This is a genomic window from Vibrio sp. V15_P4S5T153, assembly GCF_963874485.1.
Classification (GTDB): domain Bacteria; phylum Pseudomonadota; class Gammaproteobacteria; order Enterobacterales; family Vibrionaceae; genus Vibrio; species Vibrio anguillarum.
Genome location: NZ_CAWNHR010000018.1, coordinates 639,222 through 658,512, shown reverse-complemented (window position 1 = coordinate 658,512; position 19,291 = coordinate 639,222). Strand labels below are relative to the sequence as shown.

The 19,291-nt window shown below is 46.4% G+C and carries 13 protein-coding genes and 1 pseudogene; 9 read left to right on the top strand and 5 right to left on the bottom strand.

Annotated elements, in window-relative coordinates; all coding sequences use genetic code 11:
* Positions 1 to 91: 91 nt before the first annotated feature.
* Positions 92 to 1,222: a catabolite repressor/activator gene (cra, locus tag AACT42_RS18250; protein WP_170907762.1), complete on the bottom strand. Its 1,131-nt coding sequence runs from the start codon at positions 1,220 to 1,222 to the stop codon at positions 92 to 94.
* A gap of 226 nt (positions 1,223 to 1,448) precedes the next feature.
* On the opposite strand from cra, the gene fruB reads away from it, so the two are divergent.
* The 6 genes and pseudogenes from fruB to AACT42_RS18220 form a co-directional block, all read left to right on the top strand.
* Positions 1,449 to 2,591: a fused PTS fructose transporter subunit IIA/HPr protein gene (fruB, locus tag AACT42_RS18245; RefSeq protein ID WP_094133848.1), complete on the top strand. Its 1,143-nt coding sequence runs from the start codon at positions 1,449 to 1,451 to the stop codon at positions 2,589 to 2,591.
* A 10-nt stretch (positions 2,592 to 2,601) separates the two neighbouring features.
* Positions 2,602 to 3,555: a 1-phosphofructokinase gene (pfkB, locus tag AACT42_RS18240; protein WP_017050019.1), complete on the top strand. Its 954-nt coding sequence runs from the start codon at positions 2,602 to 2,604 to the stop codon at positions 3,553 to 3,555.
* Between the two features lie 18 nt (positions 3,556 to 3,573).
* Entirely contained in the window at positions 3,574 to 5,316 is a 1,743-nt protein-coding gene (fruA, locus tag AACT42_RS18235; protein WP_094133847.1) for a PTS fructose transporter subunit IIBC, read from the top strand.
* Positions 5,317 to 5,457: 141 nt separating this feature from the next.
* A complete protein-coding gene (locus AACT42_RS18230) occupies positions 5,458 to 5,835 on the top strand; it encodes a hypothetical protein (protein WP_234912201.1) in 378 nt (125 codons plus the stop codon).
* A gap of 53 nt (positions 5,836 to 5,888) precedes the next feature.
* The gene (locus AACT42_RS18225) at positions 5,889 to 6,572 is read left to right on the top strand and encodes a DedA family protein (protein ID WP_176429070.1); all 684 of its coding nucleotides are present in this window, start codon (positions 5,889 to 5,891) and stop codon (positions 6,570 to 6,572) included.
* A 285-nt stretch (positions 6,573 to 6,857) separates the two neighbouring features.
* Positions 6,858 to 9,395: pseudogene (locus AACT42_RS18220) on the top strand (M16 family metallopeptidase); the annotation flags it as partial.
* Between the two features lie 75 nt (positions 9,396 to 9,470).
* Here AACT42_RS18220 and AACT42_RS18215 read toward each other — a convergent pair.
* The 4 genes from AACT42_RS18215 to AACT42_RS18200 form a co-directional block, all read right to left on the bottom strand.
* On the bottom strand, positions 9,471 to 10,565 hold the full coding sequence (locus AACT42_RS18215; protein WP_176432253.1) for a S1 family peptidase: 1,095 nt from the start codon (positions 10,563 to 10,565) through the stop codon (positions 9,471 to 9,473).
* 128 nt (positions 10,566 to 10,693) lie between these two features.
* The gene (locus AACT42_RS18210) at positions 10,694 to 11,668 is read right to left on the bottom strand and encodes a trypsin-like serine protease (RefSeq protein ID WP_094133844.1); all 975 of its coding nucleotides are present in this window, start codon (positions 11,666 to 11,668) and stop codon (positions 10,694 to 10,696) included.
* A gap of 77 nt (positions 11,669 to 11,745) precedes the next feature.
* On the bottom strand, positions 11,746 to 12,879 hold the full coding sequence (gene gcvT / locus AACT42_RS18205) for a glycine cleavage system aminomethyltransferase GcvT (protein ID WP_176429071.1): 1,134 nt from the start codon (positions 12,877 to 12,879) through the stop codon (positions 11,746 to 11,748).
* Positions 12,880 to 13,170: 291 nt separating this feature from the next.
* Entirely contained in the window at positions 13,171 to 13,794 is a 624-nt protein-coding gene (locus AACT42_RS18200; protein WP_010320321.1) for a helix-turn-helix domain-containing protein, read from the bottom strand.
* Between the two features lie 392 nt (positions 13,795 to 14,186).
* On the opposite strand from AACT42_RS18200, the gene AACT42_RS18195 reads away from it, so the two are divergent.
* The 3 genes from AACT42_RS18195 to gcvP all read left to right on the top strand — a co-directional run bounded on the left by AACT42_RS18195 (position 14,187) and on the right by gcvP (position 18,893).
* Positions 14,187 to 15,494 (top strand): serine hydroxymethyltransferase, encoded by a 1,308-nt coding sequence (locus AACT42_RS18195; protein WP_017043957.1) that lies wholly within the window; start codon positions 14,187 to 14,189, stop codon positions 15,492 to 15,494.
* Between the two features lie 57 nt (positions 15,495 to 15,551).
* Positions 15,552 to 15,932: a glycine cleavage system protein GcvH gene (gene gcvH, locus AACT42_RS18190; protein WP_013868476.1), complete on the top strand. Its 381-nt coding sequence runs from the start codon at positions 15,552 to 15,554 to the stop codon at positions 15,930 to 15,932.
* An 81-nt stretch (positions 15,933 to 16,013) separates the two neighbouring features.
* Positions 16,014 to 18,893: an aminomethyl-transferring glycine dehydrogenase gene (gene gcvP / locus AACT42_RS18185; protein ID WP_094133842.1), complete on the top strand. Its 2,880-nt coding sequence runs from the start codon at positions 16,014 to 16,016 to the stop codon at positions 18,891 to 18,893.
* Positions 18,894 to 19,291: the final 398 nt, after the last annotated feature.

Sequence of the window (19,291 nt, the reverse complement as noted above, 5' to 3'; positions counted from 1 at the left end):
CAAGAAAAGCGACGTAAGATCGAGCAAAACAGAGCTTAGGTTACGTGAATTTTCTTGATGACTTTATAAAAATCAAGCTAAAAAGTGACCATCAATGAATCCGAACTTTCAGTTTACGAGGCACCAATTCGATCCCAGCTTGATAACGTTTTGCCGAAGCGTTGAGTGCCAACGCGAGTGCGCTGTCGGCAATCAATTCAAACTGCTGCGGCAACGAGTTGATTTTAATCGGCAAGAAATCAAGTAAACGATTATCACCAAATGTCGATAACTTCACACGATTCATCAAGCTTGGGTTTTCAAACAATACATCTAAAATCCCTTCAAGCAGGGTGTAGGAAGTCGCGACGATCGCATCTGGCATACTGTTATTGGCGATCCATTCATTCACCACTCGTTTGCCCTCTTCTCGATTAAAGTGCGCGCCATAACCGATAACACTGTGCACAGTTTTCGCTCTTAACGCGGCTTCAAAACCCAACTGGCGCTCTTGCGAAATATTAAGCTCTGGTAATGCACCGACCAAACCAACGGTTTTAATCTCCGGCGTTAATAGAGAGTGAGTCAATTCAAACGCGGCGTTGAAATCTTCACTGATCACACAGGCGAAAAATTCATCATCTAACGGGCGGTCAATCGCAATAACCGGAGTGCCTGAATGTTGCAACTTGAGATAAAACTCACTGGCGTGAGGAATCGCGCTGGCGACAAATAGCGCATCGATGCGGCGTGAGACTAAGGCATCCACCACCGACATCTCGGTATGCGGGTCATCGTCCGAACAGGCGATGAGAATTTGGTAACCCGCTTGGCGAGAGTTCTGTTCTAACAATTTAGCAAGACGCGCGTAACTGGTGTTCTCAAGATCAGGGATGATCAGCCCAAAAGAGCGGCTATTTCCTGCTCGCAAAGCAGAAGCGGCGTGATCGGGACGGTAATTATGAGCATCCACCACGGCCATCACTTTCTGCTGGGTTTTTTCACTAATGCGGTACTTCTGCGCTTTGCCATTGATTACATAACTGGCGGTGGTTTTAGAGACTCCCGCTAACTTCGCTATCTCATCTAGTGTCATATCAACCACTCTTGTTCTGTGCGTCGGATCATAGAACTCATTTTTTGATCCTTGATGAAGTTGAATTATACGCTGAATCGATTCAGTATAAAAGCTGAAAGGATTCAGCAAAATTACAAAATGATAACTAAGGCTACATTTGACCATCACTTCATCGATGTAAAGATCACCAAATGTGAGTGTTATAAAAAATGAGCAGTGCGAGTAATAAGTTGAACAGCGCTATTTTTCGTCAAAAATAGGTTTGCTGAATTTTTTTGGGAAAGAAGCTGAAACGATTCAGCTTGAATAAGTCATATTAATAAACTATCACTTAGGTGAAATCTATACTTCAAAGTGATAACGAATTAAGCCGTAAGGCAAAGAGGCCAAAATGCTGCAACTCAATTCCAACAATATTACTTTGGGCCAATCACCCACGAACAAGCAAGAGGCGATTCGAGCTATCGCAGCGGATCTAACCAACAAAGGGTTCGTCGAAGCAGGTTATGTCGATGGCATGCTTAACCGTGAAGCTCAGAATTCGACCTTTCTTGGTAATGGTATCGCGATCCCACACGGTACAACCGATACACGTAAACTGGTTAAGCAAACGGGTGTTGCTGTTCACCACTTCCCCAACGGCGTTGACTGGGGTAACGACGCAACCGTTTATGTCGCGATTGGTATTGCAGCGAAATCCGATGAACATTTGGGCATTCTGAAGCAACTGACGCAAGTGTTGTCCGCCGATGGCGTTGAAGAGAAACTGAAACAAGCGTCCAGTGCCAATGATGTCATTGCACTCCTCAATGGTGAAGTGCAATTTGAGCCTGATTTTGATGCTTCGTTGATCCAACTGCTTTTCCCTGCCAGTGATATGGTACAGATGAGCGCCGTCGCTGGCGGTTTGCTACGCAATACCGGCTGTGCCGACAATGAATTTGTTGCCGAACTGGTCACGAAAGAGCCAACCCACCTAGGCAAGGGATTGTGGTTAATCAGCAGTGACAAAGCGGTCAAACGCACGGGCATTTCGTTTGTGTCAACCGCCAATGCGTGTGAATACAATCAACTCAACGTCAAAGCCTTGATCGCGATTGCCGCTTGTAATAATGCCCACCAAAACATTCTGGATAAGCTCACGCAGCTTGTGCTTCAGCAGCAGCAAGAAACCTTACTCAATGCGAATGCTGCCCAATTATTGGCTTTCTTCAGCAATGACAATGAACAAGCTCCGGCAAAAGATGAGAGCGCAGCAAGCAAGGTTGCGGTATTTAAAATCAAAAACGCACATGGTCTGCACGCTCGTCCAGGAGCGATGTTGGTGGCCGAAGCGAAGAAATTTGAAGCCAATATCAAAGTGTCTAACTTAGATGGCGACGGAAAAACAGCCAACGCGAAAAGCCTGATGAAAGTCATTGCGCTGGGCGTAAAACATGGTCACCAGCTTCAGTTTTCAGCTGAGGGGCCAGACGCCGAGCAAGCATTAGAATCGATCGGTAAAGCGATTGCTTCTGGTCTAGGTGAAGGGTGAGGATTAAGTCATGACAAATAAAGTCGTCACTATCACGCTAAACCCAGCGCTTGATTTAACAGGTAGCTTGGATGTGCTGAATGTTGGCTCAGTGAGCCTAGTCAAACAAGGTTCACTTCACGCCGCAGGTAAAGGGGTTAATGTTGCGAAAGTACTGAGCGATCTCGGTGCAAAGGTGACTGTGACCGGATTTCTTGGCCGTGATAACCAAGAGTTGTTCTGTCAGCTATTTGATCAAATGGCCGCAATTGATGAGTTTGTTCGTGTTGATGGTGCAACCCGTATTAACGTGAAATTGGTGGAGAAATCGGGCGAAGTGAGCGACATCAATTTCCCCGGAGTTGAAGTGACGCCGCTTGCCATTGAGCAGTTCGAACGCACTCTCGAGAGATTAGCCGCTGATCACGACTATTTTGTGCTCGCTGGTAGCTTGCCACAGGGCATCTCCCCAGCATTATGTGCTTCGTGGATCGAAAAACTGCACTTCATGGGTAAAAAAGTGCTGTTTGATAGTAGTCGTGATGCCCTCAAAGCGGGTCTTGACGCAAAGCCTTGGTTGATTAAACCAAACGATGAAGAGCTTTCTCAGTTTGTGGGGCGTGAACTACACACTCCTGAGCAATGCCAAGCTGCCGCCGCGCAACTGGCCGAAAAAGGCATTGAAAATATCGTGGTGTCGATGGGAGCAAATGGCGTGATGTGGTTGAACCAACATCAATGGCTGCATGCAAAACCACCACGTATGCAGGTCGTTAGCACTGTTGGCGCAGGCGATACTTTAGTCGCGGGCCTTTGCTGGGGACACATGCAGCAGATGGAAAAAACAGAACTGCTTACTTTTGCCACCGCCCTCTCTGCGTTAGCTGTTACGCAAGTCGGCGTGGGTATGTCAAACCGAAAACAACTCGAAACCCTACAACAACAAATCCAATTACAACCCGTTAGCTTAAGCGCTAACTCATAAGGACAGAAGGTCGTAACTATGAAGATTGCTATTATTACCGCATGCCCCAGTGGTGTTGCAAACAGCATCATTGCTGCCGGGCTGCTTGAACAAGCGGCAAAATCGCTCAATTGGACCGCTGTGATTGAATGCCATTCCAGCATCATTCAAGGCCATACGCTCTCTAGCAGTGAAATCGACAACGCAGATGTGGTGGTTATTGCTCGTAATACACCAATAGATACCACCCGCTTTATCGGCAAAAAAGTGTACCAAAGTGACATTTCAGCCTGCACGTCTGATCCCGTTGCTTTTTTAAACAGCGCGATAAATGCAGCGACTATCCTAACTGAGCAAGAGGCAAAAACGGTATCTGCGCCAGTCGTAACGCAAGCCGCTAAAAAAATCGTGGCGATTACCGCTTGTCCAACGGGTGTTGCACACACCTTTATGGCGGCAGAAGCGCTAGAAAACCATGCAAAACGCCTTGGCCATCAAATCAAAGTAGAGACACGTGGTTCTGTGGGCGCGAAAAACCAACTCACGGCGCAAGAGATTGCTGATGCGGATTTGGTGATCATTGCGGCCGATATCGAAGTGCCACTTGATCGTTTCAACGGTAAAAAACTGTACAAAACCAGTACAGGTCTTGCACTGAAAAAAACCGAGCAAGAGATCACCAACGCGTTTAACCAAGCGTCTATTTATACGCAATCGTCAGCGTCTAATAACAATCAAACCGAAGAGAAAAAAGGGGTGTACAAGCACCTGATGACTGGGGTATCTCACATGCTTCCTGTCGTAGTCGCGGGTGGTTTGATCATCGCACTCTCTTTTGTGTTTGGTATTGAAGCGTTTAAAGAGCAAGGCACATTGGCGGCAGCGCTGATGACCATTGGTGGCGGTTCAGCCTTTGCATTAATGATCCCTGTCATGGCGGGTTTTATTGCGTTCTCGATTGCTGACCGTCCGGGGCTTGCTCCTGGTTTGATTGGCGGGATGTTGGCAAGCTCTACCGGAGCCGGTTTTCTTGGTGGTATTGTGGCCGGTTTCATTGCAGGTTACGCCGCTAAATTCATTGCAGATAAAGTCTCCTTACCTCAATCGATGGAAGCGCTAAAACCAATCCTCATCATTCCATTTGTGGCGAGTCTCTTTACTGGCTTGGTGATGATCTACATCGTCGGTGGCCCTGTATCGAGCATCATGGCTGCAATGACTGAGTTCTTAAACAACATGGGCTCAGCCAACGCCGTACTTCTGGGTGTAATCCTAGGCGCGATGATGTGCTTTGACTTAGGTGGGCCGATTAATAAAGCAGCGTATACCTTTGGTGTTGGTCTACTTGCTTCGCAAACTTACGCACCAATGGCCGCCATTATGGCGGCGGGTATGGTGCCAGCGTTAGGTATGGGCCTTGCGACTTTCCTTGCCAGAGACAAATTCGAAGCCGGTGAACGTGAAGCGGGTAAAGCCTCATTTGTACTAGGTTTATGCTTTATCTCTGAAGGGGCAATTCCATTTGCAGCGAAAGATCCAATGCGCGTTATCCCAGCTTGTATGGCAGGCGGCGCGTTAACGGGTGCACTGTCTATGCTGTTTGGCGCGAAATTAATGGCTCCGCACGGCGGCTTATTTGTCCTACTGATCCCAAATGCGATTACACCTGTACTGATGTACCTAATCGCAATTGCGGCTGGTACGGCGGTGACTGGCTTTGGTTACGCCTTCCTTAAAAACCGCGCAAAAGCGAGCGAGAGCTCAACCGCGGCAGCAATATAATTTGCATCATTAATATTTAACTATCATGAGTGAGCAGCAACGCTGCTCACTTTTTCACGCTTTTCCAGGGCTAAAATTCCTTTACACGCACCGCTGACACGCCGCATACTCACCCTCAGTTTTAGTAGCCTCGCGATAGTTATGATCCAGTCATTGATGTTTGCCTTCTTGTTTAGCTTATTGAGCCTGTTCTCCTCGCTCAACCTCAATGCTACACAAAGCTTTTCGGCGAGTGAGTCTACGACAATCCAGCATGTTCATTTTTCCAGTCATCCATTTTTTGTTGATCGTGATGCAGCGATATTAACCACAAGGCATGAGTCGCCACGAGTCAGTGGGCTTCGGTTAATCTCAGATGACGACGAAGAGACGAGCGCAGAAACTACCCTACTTTTTTACACTCTCAGTACCACTGCGTTTGTCGTCATTTGTTCTCTGTATATAGGTCAATCAACTCACGTTTTTGTGCGTAAAGCACTGCAATTTTCCAACCTGTATTCACGCTTCGCCCACGCTTAACACCTTTTTCAATCGGACCAATTATTACTATTTACTGATTGAGGAAGCTTGTTATGAATACTTTTTTGTCTATTTTTTCTGCCTTATGGCATCAAGATCTGTTTGCGCTACAACAGGTCGATCTGTCGTTACTTTACCTCTGCATTGGATTACTTATCTTCGTTGAAAGTGCATTTATTCCAGCAGCGCCGCTGCCTTGCGATAGTGTGATTGTACTGTGCGGTAGCCTTGCGGCCGTTGGGGTACTCAACCTTTATGCCATTATTGGCGTGCTGGTTTTTGCTGGTTGGCTGGGCAGTGCGATCGCCTTTTATCAAGGCCACCAACTTAAAGAGTGGCGATTAGTCTCAACTTGGCTCAACAAAGTCTCAGAAAAACAGTGGCGCACTGCCGATAACTTGATCCAAAGGTATGGGCTACTGGCCATGTTCATGGGGCGCTTTCTGCCGGTAGTTCGTTCTTTGCTGCCTATGGTAATGGGGCTGCGTAATGCAGTAACACCAACACGCTTCCTGCTCGTCTCACCACTGAGCGCGCTGGCGTGGATTCTGTTTTTGGTCGGCTCAGGCTTAGGTATTTCTCTTTTGCCCGATAAGCTTGCCAAAATAGCCAATCATGCGTTGATATTAGCACCACTGATGACACTGTTGATCGCTATCTCAACGGTACTGGTGGGTTGGTTAATGCGTAAACGTTCACTGCAAAAAGCCCCTCGTATCAGTGAAGAAAGCCAGTAGATCACCGAACTAATCTCTCAGCAGTGTGAAGCTAATGCTTCCACTGTTGAAGAAATTAGCCAGCCTCTCTGTTTTATGGTGTTAGCTGACGTGTGAGAGATATCCAATACAAAGGTGGGTAAACTATTCAAAACCTAACACTACCGTTACACAATGTAATTAATAACATTCATTGTTACGAAAAAATTGAAACTTCTTTCTCAAAACCTGAGTTGACAGTCACATTCCCCAAAATAATTCAAACCTCATGACGTATATTGCCACCAAATACATGTCGAGGTTGTTATGAAAATATATCGTCTACTATTCGTTAGTTGCTTATTTCTGTTGGGATGTGCTTCAAATCAAGCATTCACTCCGATCAAAGAAGATCCCTATTGGGCGAGCGCCGAGCTGGCCAATGGCATGAAATACCACATTTATCCCAATCAAAAAGAACCCGTTTCCATCCGCTTGATTGTTCACGCAGCGGCATTTCAAGAAAACAATCAGCAACAGGGCTACGCTCATTTTCTTGAGCATATGGCTTTTAATGGCAGCGCTCATTATGCCGGAAATGATGCGATCAAAACCTTTGAGCAATCAGGTGTCAGTTTTGGCCCTGACATCAATGCTTATACTGCTTATCAAGAAACGGTTTACAAACTGGATTTACCCGATAACCAAGCGGTAGAGCCAGCTCTGGTCTGGTTTAGAGATATTGCCGATGGTATAGAGCTTACTCCCACATCGGTTGAAAATGAAAAACGCGTGATCATGGGCGAGTTTCGTTTCTCACGCAAAGAGGAGAAGAGCTACGCTCAAAACGTTTATGAGCACATGATTGCTAATACTTTATATGCGCAACATGATCCCTTGGGCACCAAAGAAAGCGTGAACCAAGCGACAGCCGAAGGGATTGCCGATTTTTACCGCACTTGGTATCAGCCACAGCTCACCGAAATCGTTATCGCTGGCAATATCACATTAGAGCAAGCCACGGCATTGATAGAAAAACATTTCGCGAGCTGGGAAAAAGGCAGCACGCCAATGCCGACTAGAAATCACAGCATTACGGCCAATAATACAGATTTTGTGGGTTACATTGGTACCAATGACTCACCGAACATTAGCCTATTCATCGACCGTGGCGAGCAAAAAATAGCCAGCCGTGAACAACAAGCCCAGTGGTGGCTCGATGATATCGCCCAGCAACTGATACAACAGCGGTTATCCAGCAATTTTAGTGATGCCAACCTTCCGGCACTTTGGATTTATTCCCAAACTATCCCGTTTGAAACCCAGCGCTATTCGTTTGCAGAGGTCGGGTTTCCAGTGGACTCAAGAGAAGCATCGCAAAATCTCTTCTTCTCCACACTTGCTGCACTGCGTGATCATGGTGTGAGTGAGCAAGAGTTTCAGGCGATTTTCCGTCAGTATCAAGAGATGCTAGCGAACTTCGATAACAATTGGCAAAAAGCTACCGCGATAGATTTAGTCGAAGAAAAAACTCTGGCGCGCACGTTGGATCAACCGATCCAGTCACATTTAGACCGACGTTCGACGTTAACCGAATTTATCTCGACCACCAACAATGCCATACTCGATGAACACCTTCGCAAATTATTGTCTAGCGACTACCAGATCAATATTGGGTTGGATAAAAGTGAAGACAAAGAATTCGTCGTCGCGACACTGCCAACACTCAAAACTCGGTTTGCCCAAAAAGGGCAGCCACCGCTACTACAAGAGGTCAATCAAGCTTTTATAACACCTACGCAGATAGGTGCCATTTTGTCAGAATCTCAACCTCAAGAGTCGATGGATATCACCACTTGGACGCTAAGTAACGGTGTTGAAGTGTGGTATCGCAGAGACATTAACGCAGGGGAAAAAGTGTATGCCACTTTGGCTAGCCTTGGTGGTAAAGCAAGCTTAGAGCCTGATTTGCGTAAAGCTTCTGAAGTGCTTATTCCGAGTGCCATACGCGGTGGAATTGGTAACTTTAGCGGCTCTCAGTTGGATAATCACCTGAGAAGACACGGCATCATATTGAATCCCTACATCGACTTTACGTCGCATGGTATCAACCTCGAATCATCCAAAAAAGAGTTAGCCGAAGCCTTTGCGGCCCTTTATACGGCGATGACAACCATCAACATCGACGACAGCCATCTGCAGTTAACAAAACAAGAATTTAAAGAAAATCGTGATACTTTTCTTCGCTCACCCGCCGGCCAGATGGCGCTCGCCATTAATCGCAATAGTTATCTGCCAGACACCACTCATTGGTTATACGAAGGATCGGACATCAATACGGTGAGTGTTGAACAACTGATGCAAACCCATGATGATCTCTTTAAGAAAAATAGAGGCTTTAAACTCTTTATTACCGCAGACATTAAACCAGCCGAACTGAAACCGCTGTTGCGTACCTATGTGGCGTCATTAACCTTCAGCTCTGCACCTGAGGTCGATTATCGCATTGATTATCGCGCAGACTTTCAGCCTCGAATCGACATGGCGATCAATGACGAAAAAAGCAGTGCCTATCTTGCCAGAGTGATCAGTAACGACCCGGAACACAAATCGGCTACTACTATCTTTATGGATGATATGTTGTGGCGTGTGGCAAACCGCCGCATGGTGAGTCAGGTGCGTGAACAGCTAGGGCTGGATTATGCTCCTAATGCCTTTGCGGTTTCAGCCGATAGTGAACCACACAACGATTGGCTATTTAGCGTTGAGATTTCATCCAATGATGTCGACACCGCAGAGCAAGCCATTGATAAGCTGATTGACGGTTTATCCGTCGAAATAACGGAAGAGGAAACGCTCACCGCAGCGAAACAATTGATTGCCGATCTCAAACCACTCACAGACGACCCCAAGCAGATGAATTGGTTTATTCAACGTTATTCACTGCACGGGTACGGCATCGATGCGTTGTTTAACATAGAGCAAACGGCAAACCGAATCACCGCACAAGAGATGACGTTGAGAGCCAAGCAAATTTTTAATCACCACAACAGACGAACCAAAATTATTATGCGCCCGAAAGCGAAATAACAGCAGTAGAGTCAACCCTAGGATACTCAAACTGCCGCCGCTCTCCTCTTGAGGGGTAACCGTTTGAGTATCAATCAGAACACGTACCCCATTTTGAGTGGCAACATAATATTTAGGCGCCTCTGCCCCTGTAAGAACGCGCTGAATCCAGCTCTGATAATCATAAAGCTCCGTAAATACCGAGGTGATCGGTTGGTTAATATCACCACATAGTGAAGGCCCAAAGCTGGTTAAACCAATTTGAATGTATTGCGAGCCATTAAACCAATAGACAGGCCCACCGGAATCGCCAGAACAGGTGGAGTTTTTATAAGCGCCGCTTACCGCACCATCAAAACAGATCTGCTTTGAGGTCAATGTCGGGCCATAGAAAGCGCTACAGACGGCATTACTAACAAAAGTGAGGGTCGTTTCTTGTAACTGAGTATTTGAACTCGCGACATTACCCGCCACGTAGCCATGACCAATCGCTTTGTAATTATTGCCGGCAGGGTAATCATTATTTAACTGAGTATTGAGTAGCGCAGAATAGTCCGCCACATTGAGCGGTGTTTCGAGCTTGATAATCGCAATGTCATCACGCCAGAGAGCACTGGACGAATTGATGTAAGTACTGGGGTAATAAAAAGCCGCCGCGCGCGATATCTGGATATTCCCGTAGGGGAAATCGGCCACATTATCCAACTGAGGCACTACCACTGTGTAAAGCATGGTATCTTTTTTACCGTAGATACAATGAGCTGCCGTCAAAATAAACTGTGAATTGATGATACTCGCCCCACAAAAACTGTTGGTACTATACTGAGCGCTGCTTTGATATAAAAGGCTAGCAAAAGAAGGGTAAGTGGCACTGCTGGTATCCGAACCATTCACAATGTAAGGCTGGAAATCAACCGCATAAGTATTTGCTGATAGCATCGCACTGAACAGTATCCATTTGTACATCCATCACCTCGTCACTCATCTAGAAAGATACGCGTGTATCACTTTCAAGTTTAGCGCCCTAAGTGGAACCTGCTCAAAAAAGGCAATAAAAAAGCGACCTAAACAGGTCGCTCGAAATCAATAAGGGTTCAACGTCTACGGATGAAGGGAATAAACATCAGCAGTAAAGACCACCAGCCGAATGAACCACCACTGTCAGAAGGTGGGTTTAAATAAGCTTGGCGTTTCGCTTCTGTTGCGACAAATTTTGGTGGTTCAATTCCTGCAACTACGCTATCAATCCACGTCCTATATTTGACAACCTCGGTAAAGATGGAAGTTGGAGCAAAACTAGGATCACCGCAAGTTGTTGGCCCAAAACTTGTTATACCAACTTGGATATTTCGATTGCCATCATACCAAAATAAAGGTCCGCCAGAGTCTCCTTGACAGGTAGCATTCGCTAAGCCAGTAATATTATTTATTGGTGGCACCCCTTTCATGCATAAGTTGTTGGCTGTCGAGACGTTATAAGCATTACAATATTCATTAGGGACATAGGTGAGTGTGGTTTTTAAAAGAGAGGTCGAATTATCAACATTAGAAGCGGTATTACCATGTCCCACAGCAATAAAATTGTTGCTAATATCTCGGTAATCAGAACTCACTGGTAAGTTTAAGTAATCAGCAGATGACACCGTTGTTAGTGGAATTTCTAACTTAAGGATCGCAATATCATCAAATAAGGTGGTGCTGTTATAGGTTGATGGATAATAGATTTCTGCCACTCGTACTTTTTCTAATATATTGTACGGAAAATCTGTTTCAACTTGCAGCTTAGGGACAACCGAGGTAAAAAGCTGCGTTGAGCTACTACCATAAATACAGTGTGCAGCGGTCAATACATATTGGTTATTGAGTAGTGACCCTCCACAATAATTACCATACTTCCCTGTATAACCAATTTGATCAAAAAACAGGCTCGCCATAGATGGAAAATTCGTCACGCTTGCGTACGAGCCGTTTACTATGTAGGGCTGAGCATCAACGGCGAACACATTGCCAGAGACGACGAGCGAAGATAAAAGTACTACCCATTTGTTCATCATGTCATTCCTTATCACTTTGAACCCAGATAGTACTTAATCCGTTATCGATATGAAACATCTTTAAATGCACTTTTATTACATTTTATGATGCTTTAGCCGCGATAATAACGCTGAGCCACAAACGGCATTTTCTCAACCACCATTGGCAGCATTTTTCCGCGCACATCAGCAAAAATTTCTGTTCCTATCGCTGATAAATCAGCTCGGATATAGGCCATAGACACGGGCTTTCCGGCCGTCGGTCCTGCTGTACCACTGGTCACTACGCCTATATGCTGGCCATCGGCATCAAATAGCTCCGTTCCTTCACGTACTGGCGCTTTAGTTAACCCCACTAAACCTACACGTTTACGTGCAACATCTTTGCTTTCGATCTGCCCAAGAATGATGTCTGCACCCGGGAAACCACCCGCACGCTCACCTTCAGCACGACGCACTTTGCTTATCGCCCATAACAAGCTCGCTTCAACTGGTGTTGTGGTGGTATCGAGATCATGTCCGTAAAGACATAAACCGCACTCTAAACGCAGTGAATCGCGCGCGCCTAGACCAATCCATTCCACTTCTTCATAAGCGGTCAGTTTACGCGCCAATGCTTCGGCCTGTTCTGCTGGTACAGAAATTTCATAACCATCTTCACCGGTATAACCACTTCGGCTGACAATGCACTGGGCTCCATCGATGTCCATTAGCTGAATATCCATAAAGTGCATCGTCATCACTTGTGGTTGCAGGCGAGCTAACACTTCAGCGGCTTTTGGCCCTTGCAGCGCTAACAGCTCGCGATCATCAATGACTTCGAGCTCAACACCTTGTGGCAAATGTGCTTGTAGATGAGCAATATCTTGTGCTTTACAAGCCGCGTTAACCACAACAAACAGATGATCACCCAGATTAGCGACCATTAAATCATCCATAATGCCGCCTTCTTTATTTGTGAAAAAGGCGTAACGCTGCTTACCTGCTGGTAAATCAATAATATCGACCGGAACCAATGACTCCAATGCTTGCGCGGCATTGGCTCCATGCAAACGAAGTTGGCCCATATGCGAAACATCAAACAAACCAGCCGCCTCGCGAGTATGCAAATGCTCTTTCTTTACCCCTAATGGGTACTGAACGGGCATGTCATAGCCAGCAAATGGCACCATTTTCGCTCCAACTTCGATGTGCAGCGCATGTAAAGGAGTAGTGAGTAATGTTTGATTTGCATGTTCTTGAGTCATTTTTATCTCCATTTCAGCCGACCCAGCAGGGAATTCACCACCAAATGTTGGCTATTATGTCCAAAGAAGAGGAAACCATGTTTCCAATAGTGAACAAGAATGCGCCCGTTCGGGCGGATTAACAAGTTCAAAACAAGATGAATTGTCAAAATTAACAACCAAATCACAATTAAAAGTCGCGAGATGCTTACCATCGCCTGAGCTAAAAGTGATTAAAAGCACACTACAGAGGGCAAAGCCAACAAATAGAAAACGATTGCTGTCACTATAAGAAACTTCGCGTTTTCACACTCATTTTGCCGTAACCCACAAAATCAATGCATCCTCTTCGCTGACAGAGACCAGCATGTGCCCCATGTTAGCGTCGTAATAAACGCTATCACCTTCCGCCAATCGAACCGGTTCATAAAATTCGCTATAGAACAAAACTTCACCCGTGAGGATCAACAAAAACTCCTCACCATCGTGACGAACCCAGTCACTGTACTCTTCAAATGCACGAGCTCGCACTCGGCTTTTAAACGGCATCATTTTCTTATTAGAGAGCTGCGTGGCGAGCAATTCATGCTCGTAAGTTGGGGTGGGATGCGGCTTGCCCTGACCAATACGAGAAATATCCCTACGACCTGTTGCCACAATTTTCTTTGGTGGCTCAAATAGTTGAGGCATATCTATCTGCAATCCATGAGCGAGTTTTTGCATCGCTTGGTAGGTTGGAGAAATCTGTTCGTTTTCGATTTTACTCAATGTAGATCGAGCTAATCCTGTCCGCTGGCTCGCCTCTTCTAGCGTAATCCCAAGCTTAGAGCGGATCTCTTTAATACGTTGCCCAAGCTTAAGCGGTTCGATCGTTTGTTCACCAGTTTCCTTGGCCAAGGTCAACGATGGGTACTCATCATAAATGTCTTCAGACATGCTTTCCCTCGATTGTTATCTTCCTGATTTCGGCCATCATTGTGGCATAAAGCCAACGCAAGGTTAAAGAGGCTGCACGTAAATAAAGCGTGCTCTTGCTTACAAAAAAAGAAACCATGTTTCCTATAGGAAATTTTTGATTGATTGTTTATAAGTCAAAGAGTATGTTACTGACTTGTTAGATAAAGAGATGCAGTTTACCACTTATTGCGGTTAGGGATTTAACAAGGTTTAAGTGGCTTTTCACCCCGTATTGTTGGGGTTGCAATCCAGTTTAAGGATAACTGACACTCTGCTTTGTTGTCGCCTAACGGCTTAACGATAAGGCAGCCACTAAAAAGGAATGACGGAATGTTTAGCCAATCCGTCCGATTATTGGAAGGTCATCTACCATGAATGCCAACGTGAACAAAAGTTACCCCAACCACTGCCTTGAGAGCTTTTTCTCTACCAACCTTGCTGCCACTGATGATGCTGTCTTTGCGGGTATTCAAGCCGAATACGTGCGCCAAAATGAACAAATTGAGCTGATCGCCTCAGAAAACATCGTTTCAAAAGCCGTTATGCAAGCGCAAGGTACTTGTCTCACCAATAAATATGCAGAAGGCTACCCCGGCCGTCGCTATTACGGTGGTTGCGAACACGTTGATACCGTCGAAACCATTGCGATTGAACGTGCAAAATCCCTATTCCATTGTCAATACGCCAACGTGCAGCCGCATTCAGGCGCACAAGCTAATGGCGCGGTGATGCTGGCTTTACTGCAACCGGGTGACACGATTTTAGGTATGTCTCTGGATGCCGGAGGCCACCTCACTCATGGCGCTCGGCCTGCCCTCTCTGGTAAGTGGTTTAATGCTATCCAATATGGTGTCGATAGCACGACCTTAGAAATCAATTATGATGATGTACGCAGCCTCGCGTTAGAGCATCAACCAAAAATGATCATTGCGGGCGGCTCTGCCATTCCTCGCGTGATTGATTTTGCCAAATTCCGAGCCATTGCTGATGAAGTGGGCGCGCTCTTAATGGTCGATATGGCGCATATTGCCGGATTAGTCGCCACTGGTGCTCACCCAAGCCCATTGCCGCATGCCCACGTTGTCACGACCACCACACATAAAACCTTGCGCGGCCCACGAGGCGGTATGGTTTTGACCAACAGCGAAGAGATCAGCAAAAAAATTAACTCGGCAGTTTTTCCCGGCCTACAAGGTGGCCCGTTAATGCACGTAATTGCAGCCAAAGCGGTAGCACTAGGCGAAGCGCTGGGCCCTGAGTTTCATCGTTATATTGATTCGGTGATCGATAACGCAAAAGTTCTCGCCGAAGTATTGCAAACTCGCGGTTGTGACATTGTGACTGGCGGGACTGACACTCATCTCATGCTTGTTGATCTTCGCCCTAAAGGGCTGAAGGGGAATATCGCCGAACAAGCATTAGAGCGTGCAGGAATCACATGTAACAAAAATGGCATCCCATTTGATACCGAGAAGCCTATGATTACTTCGGGTATTCGTTTAGGTACGCCAGCTGGAACCAGCCGTGGTTTTGGTCGTGAAGAATTCAAACTCATCGGTGAGTGGATTGGCGATGTTCTCGATGGCCTTGTTGTGAGCCCAGAAGGAAACAGTGATGTTGAGCAACGTGTGCGCAAACAAGTTAAAGCGCTGTGCCAACGCTTCCCACTCTACCAATAGCCTTTTTAAATTAAACACAAGTTCAAATCAATACGATACTTTTTTGGAGATAAAGCAATGGACAATACACTGAAGTTTGCAGATAGCCACGAGTGGGTGCGCGACAACGGTGACGGCACAGTGACCATCGGTATTTCTGAGCATGCGCAAGAGATGCTTGGTGACGTCGTGTTTGTTGACCTACCTGAAGTAGATACAGAAATTGATGCTGGAGACAGTTTTTCTCTAGTTGAATCTGTCAAAGCCGCTTCAGATATTTACGCACCGATTACAGGTGTCATCGTTGAAATCAACGAAGAGTTAGAAGATAGCCCAGAACTCATCAACGAAGAACCGTATGAAGGTGGCTGGATTGTGAAAGTGAAGATGTCTGATGCTTCTGAACTCGACAATCTAAAAAATGCAGAAGAGTACCAAAACTCTATCGAAGAAGATTAATTAGCCCATCACGGATCAAAGCTGCCCAGCATGGGCGGCTTTTTTTTAAGGTCGCACACGATCTTTGAAAAGGTAAAGGAAATGACTGAATTACTTCACAGCCCACTGCTTAGCCAGTTAAGTACCGAAAATGAGTTTGTTGCACGCCACAACGGACCCAACCCAGCCGATCAACAAAAAATGCTCAACGCGATTAACGCCGAAAGCTTAGCCGCGTTAATCGAACAAACCGTTCCTGCGCAAATTCGTTTAGAAAGCCCAATGTCCCTTGCTGCGCCTAAAAGCGAAGCCGATATGCTCAGCTCGATGAAAGTATTTGCCAATCAAAACCAGATTAAACGCACGTTCATTGGTCAAGGTTACTACAACACCTTCACGCCGAACGTCATTTTGCGTAACGTACTGGAAAATCCGGGCTGGTATACGGCTTACACGCCCTACCAGCCAGAAATCTCTCAAGGTCGTTTAGAGTCGCTGCTTAACTACCAACAAATGGTGATGGATTTAACAGCAATGGATATTGCCAACGCGTCGCTGCTCGATGAAGCAACGGCCGCTGGCGAAGCAATGACACTGTGTAAACGCGCAGGAAAAAGCAAAAGTAACGTCTTTTTTGTGGCGGACGATGTTCATCCACAAACCATTGAAGTAGTAAAAACTCGCGCTGAATTTATCGGTTTTGAGGTACAAATCGGCGCACTCGACTCATTGCCTGAACAAGATGTGTTTGGCGCGCTGCTGCAATACCCAAGCACCACAGGTGAAGTGCGTGATTTAAGCGACCTGATTGCTAAAGCGCAAGCCAATAAAATCTTGGTTACTGTTGCCACGGATTTACTGGCCAGCACCTTGCTGAAACCAGCAGGTGAAATGGGCGCGGATGTCGTGATTGGCTCCGCTCAACGTTTCGGTGTCCCTATGGGTTATGGCGGCCCACACGCCGCCTTTATGGCCACGCGTGAAGCGCACAAACGCACCATGCCCGGCCGCGTGATCGGAGTGTCGATTGACGCGAAAGGTAACCCAGCACTGCGCATGGCAATGCAAACTCGCGAGCAGCACATTCGCCGCGAAAAAGCGACCTCGAACATCTGTACCGCGCAAGCTCTGCTGGCTAATATGGCCTCGTTTTATGCGGTATATCATGGCGCAGAAGGGTTGCGCACCATTGCGCGCCGTACTCATCATATGACAGCAATTCTAGCGGCAGGCTTAACTCAAGCGGGCTACGAATTGGTGCATAACAGCTTCTTTGACACGATTACCTTAAAGAGTGCCACTCAAACTCAAGCGCTCTACGCAAAAGCGCAGCAAGCCGGCATCAACTTACGCCGATTTGATGACCAATTGGGCATCAGTTTAGATGAAACCACCACCACAGCTGATCTTGAAACCCTGTTTGCGGTTTTCGATATTAAGCAATCGGTAAGCGCGCTGTCGGCAGAAATTGCCGCCAACGAATTTGCAGCGATTCCAGAACACTGCCGTCGTCAATCTCGCTTCCTAACGCATCCTGTGTTCAACACCTATCACAGCGAAACACAAATGATGCGTTATTTGAAAAAACTTGAGAATAAAGACTTTTCATTAACTCACGGCATGATCCCGCTTGGCAGTTGCACCATGAAACTGAACGCCGCAGCCGAGATGATCCCTGTCACTTGGCCTGAATTTGGTTCAATCCACCCATTTGCACCGAAAGAGCAAGCCGCAGGTTACGCCGCTCTCGCTAAGGATTTAAAAGAAAAGCTCTGTGAAATCACAGGCTATGATGCCTTCTCGCTACAACCAAATTCCGGTGCTTCTGGCGAATATGCAGGGCTTGTGGCGATTCAGCGCTACCACAAAAGCCGTGGTGAAGGGCACCGTAACGTCTGCTTAATTCCGAGCTCAGCACACGGCACCAACCCTGCAACCGCTTCAATGGTTTCGATGAAAGTAGTGGTCGTGAAATGTGATAATAACGGTAACGTTGATATCGCAGACCTCGCAGACAAAATTGAGAAGCATAAAGAGAACCTCTCTAGCATCATGATCACTTATCCTTCAACGCACGGCGTTTACGAAGAACAAGTTAAAGAAGTGTGTAACATGGTTCACGCCGCGGGCGGCCAAGTTTACCTTGATGGTGCCAACATGAACGCGCAAGTTGGTTTAACCAATCCGGGCTTTATTGGCTCTGATGTTTCTCACCTCAACCTGCACAAAACATTCTGTATTCCACATGGCGGCGGCGGCCCAGGTATGGGGCCGATTGGTGTAAAATCTCACCTAGCGCCTTTCCTACCGGGACATATTGAAGGGGGAGTTGAAGGCAGCGATCACGCCGTATCTGCGGCCGATTTAGGCAGCGCTTCTATTTTACCTATCTCATGGGCTTATATTGCCATGATGGGTGCAGAAGGCTTAACCACGGCGACTCAAGTCGCTATTTTAAATGCTAACTATGTGATGGAAAGACTGCGCCCACACTACCCTATTCTTTACCGTGGTAGTAACGGCCGCGTAGCGCACGAATGCATTATTGACATTCGTCCGCTTAAAGAAGCGACAGGTATCAGCGAAGAAGACATTGCTAAACGTTTGATGGATTATGGCTTCCACGCACCGACGATGTCATTCCCTGTTGCTGGCACCTTGATGATTGAACCAACCGAATCGGAAAATTTAGCCGAATTGGATCGCTTCTGCGAGGCGATGATTGCGATTCGCGCCGAAATGGAGAAAGTTCAATCAGGCGAATGGCCATTAGCCGACAACCCGTTAGTGAATGCGCCGCATACACAATCGGATCTCGCAAGTGAAGTATGGGCTCACCCATATTCTCGTGAAACGGCTTGCTTCCCATCCGCTCATACTCAGGCATCAAAATACTGGCCAACCGTGAGCCGCGTCGATAACGTTTACGGTGACCGTAACCTTGTCTGCTCATGCCCAAGTATCGATAACTACCAAGAGTAGGTGCTGATGTTGATGGCTCGTCGTCACAGTTTATGATCATCATTTTAGGTTGTGACTGACTTTGTAATCAATATTCAATAATAAAGGCGAACTGAGAAGTTCGCCTTTTTGTTAGGCTGTAAAACGATTTTTGGACAAAGGTGAGTTACGAAGTGCCCACAGTGAAGGTTCTGGACAAAACTGTTTTAGCAAACTTCATCCATTATCATAAATGGCATACACCCAACGCTCACGAAACTAATTCCCTCTTATCGTGGAGAGCCACACTTAATACGACTTCAGGTCGTACGGACAGAAATGGGGTTACCGACACGAACTATTTCCACTAAATTCGCATAATTTAAACTATAAAGAATATAGGAAATAGCTTCAACCTCGAGAGTTTCACCTAATGATCT

Coding starts and splice junctions, on each gene's coding strand:
- AACT42_RS18195 (WP_017043957.1), top strand. CDS start 14,187: ATGAATGCCAACGTGAACAAAAGTTACCCCAACCACTGCCTTGAGAGC.
- cra (WP_170907762.1), bottom strand. CDS start 1,222: ATGGTCAAATGTAGCCTTAGTTATCATTTTGTAATTTTGCTGAATCCT.
- AACT42_RS18225 (WP_176429070.1), top strand. CDS start 5,889: ATGAATACTTTTTTGTCTATTTTTTCTGCCTTATGGCATCAAGATCTG.
- fruB (WP_094133848.1), top strand. CDS start 1,449: ATGCTGCAACTCAATTCCAACAATATTACTTTGGGCCAATCACCCACG.
- AACT42_RS18200 (WP_010320321.1), bottom strand. CDS start 13,794: ATGTCTGAAGACATTTATGATGAGTACCCATCGTTGACCTTGGCCAAG.
- pfkB (WP_017050019.1), top strand. CDS start 2,602: ATGACAAATAAAGTCGTCACTATCACGCTAAACCCAGCGCTTGATTTA.
- gcvP (WP_094133842.1), top strand. CDS start 16,014: ATGACTGAATTACTTCACAGCCCACTGCTTAGCCAGTTAAGTACCGAA.
- gcvH (WP_013868476.1), top strand. CDS start 15,552: ATGGACAATACACTGAAGTTTGCAGATAGCCACGAGTGGGTGCGCGAC.
- fruA (WP_094133847.1), top strand. CDS start 3,574: ATGAAGATTGCTATTATTACCGCATGCCCCAGTGGTGTTGCAAACAGC.
- gcvT (WP_176429071.1), bottom strand. CDS start 12,879: ATGACTCAAGAACATGCAAATCAAACATTACTCACTACTCCTTTACAT.
- AACT42_RS18230 (WP_234912201.1), top strand. CDS start 5,458: ATGATCCAGTCATTGATGTTTGCCTTCTTGTTTAGCTTATTGAGCCTG.
- AACT42_RS18215 (WP_176432253.1), bottom strand. CDS start 10,565: ATGTACAAATGGATACTGTTCAGTGCGATGCTATCAGCAAATACTTAT.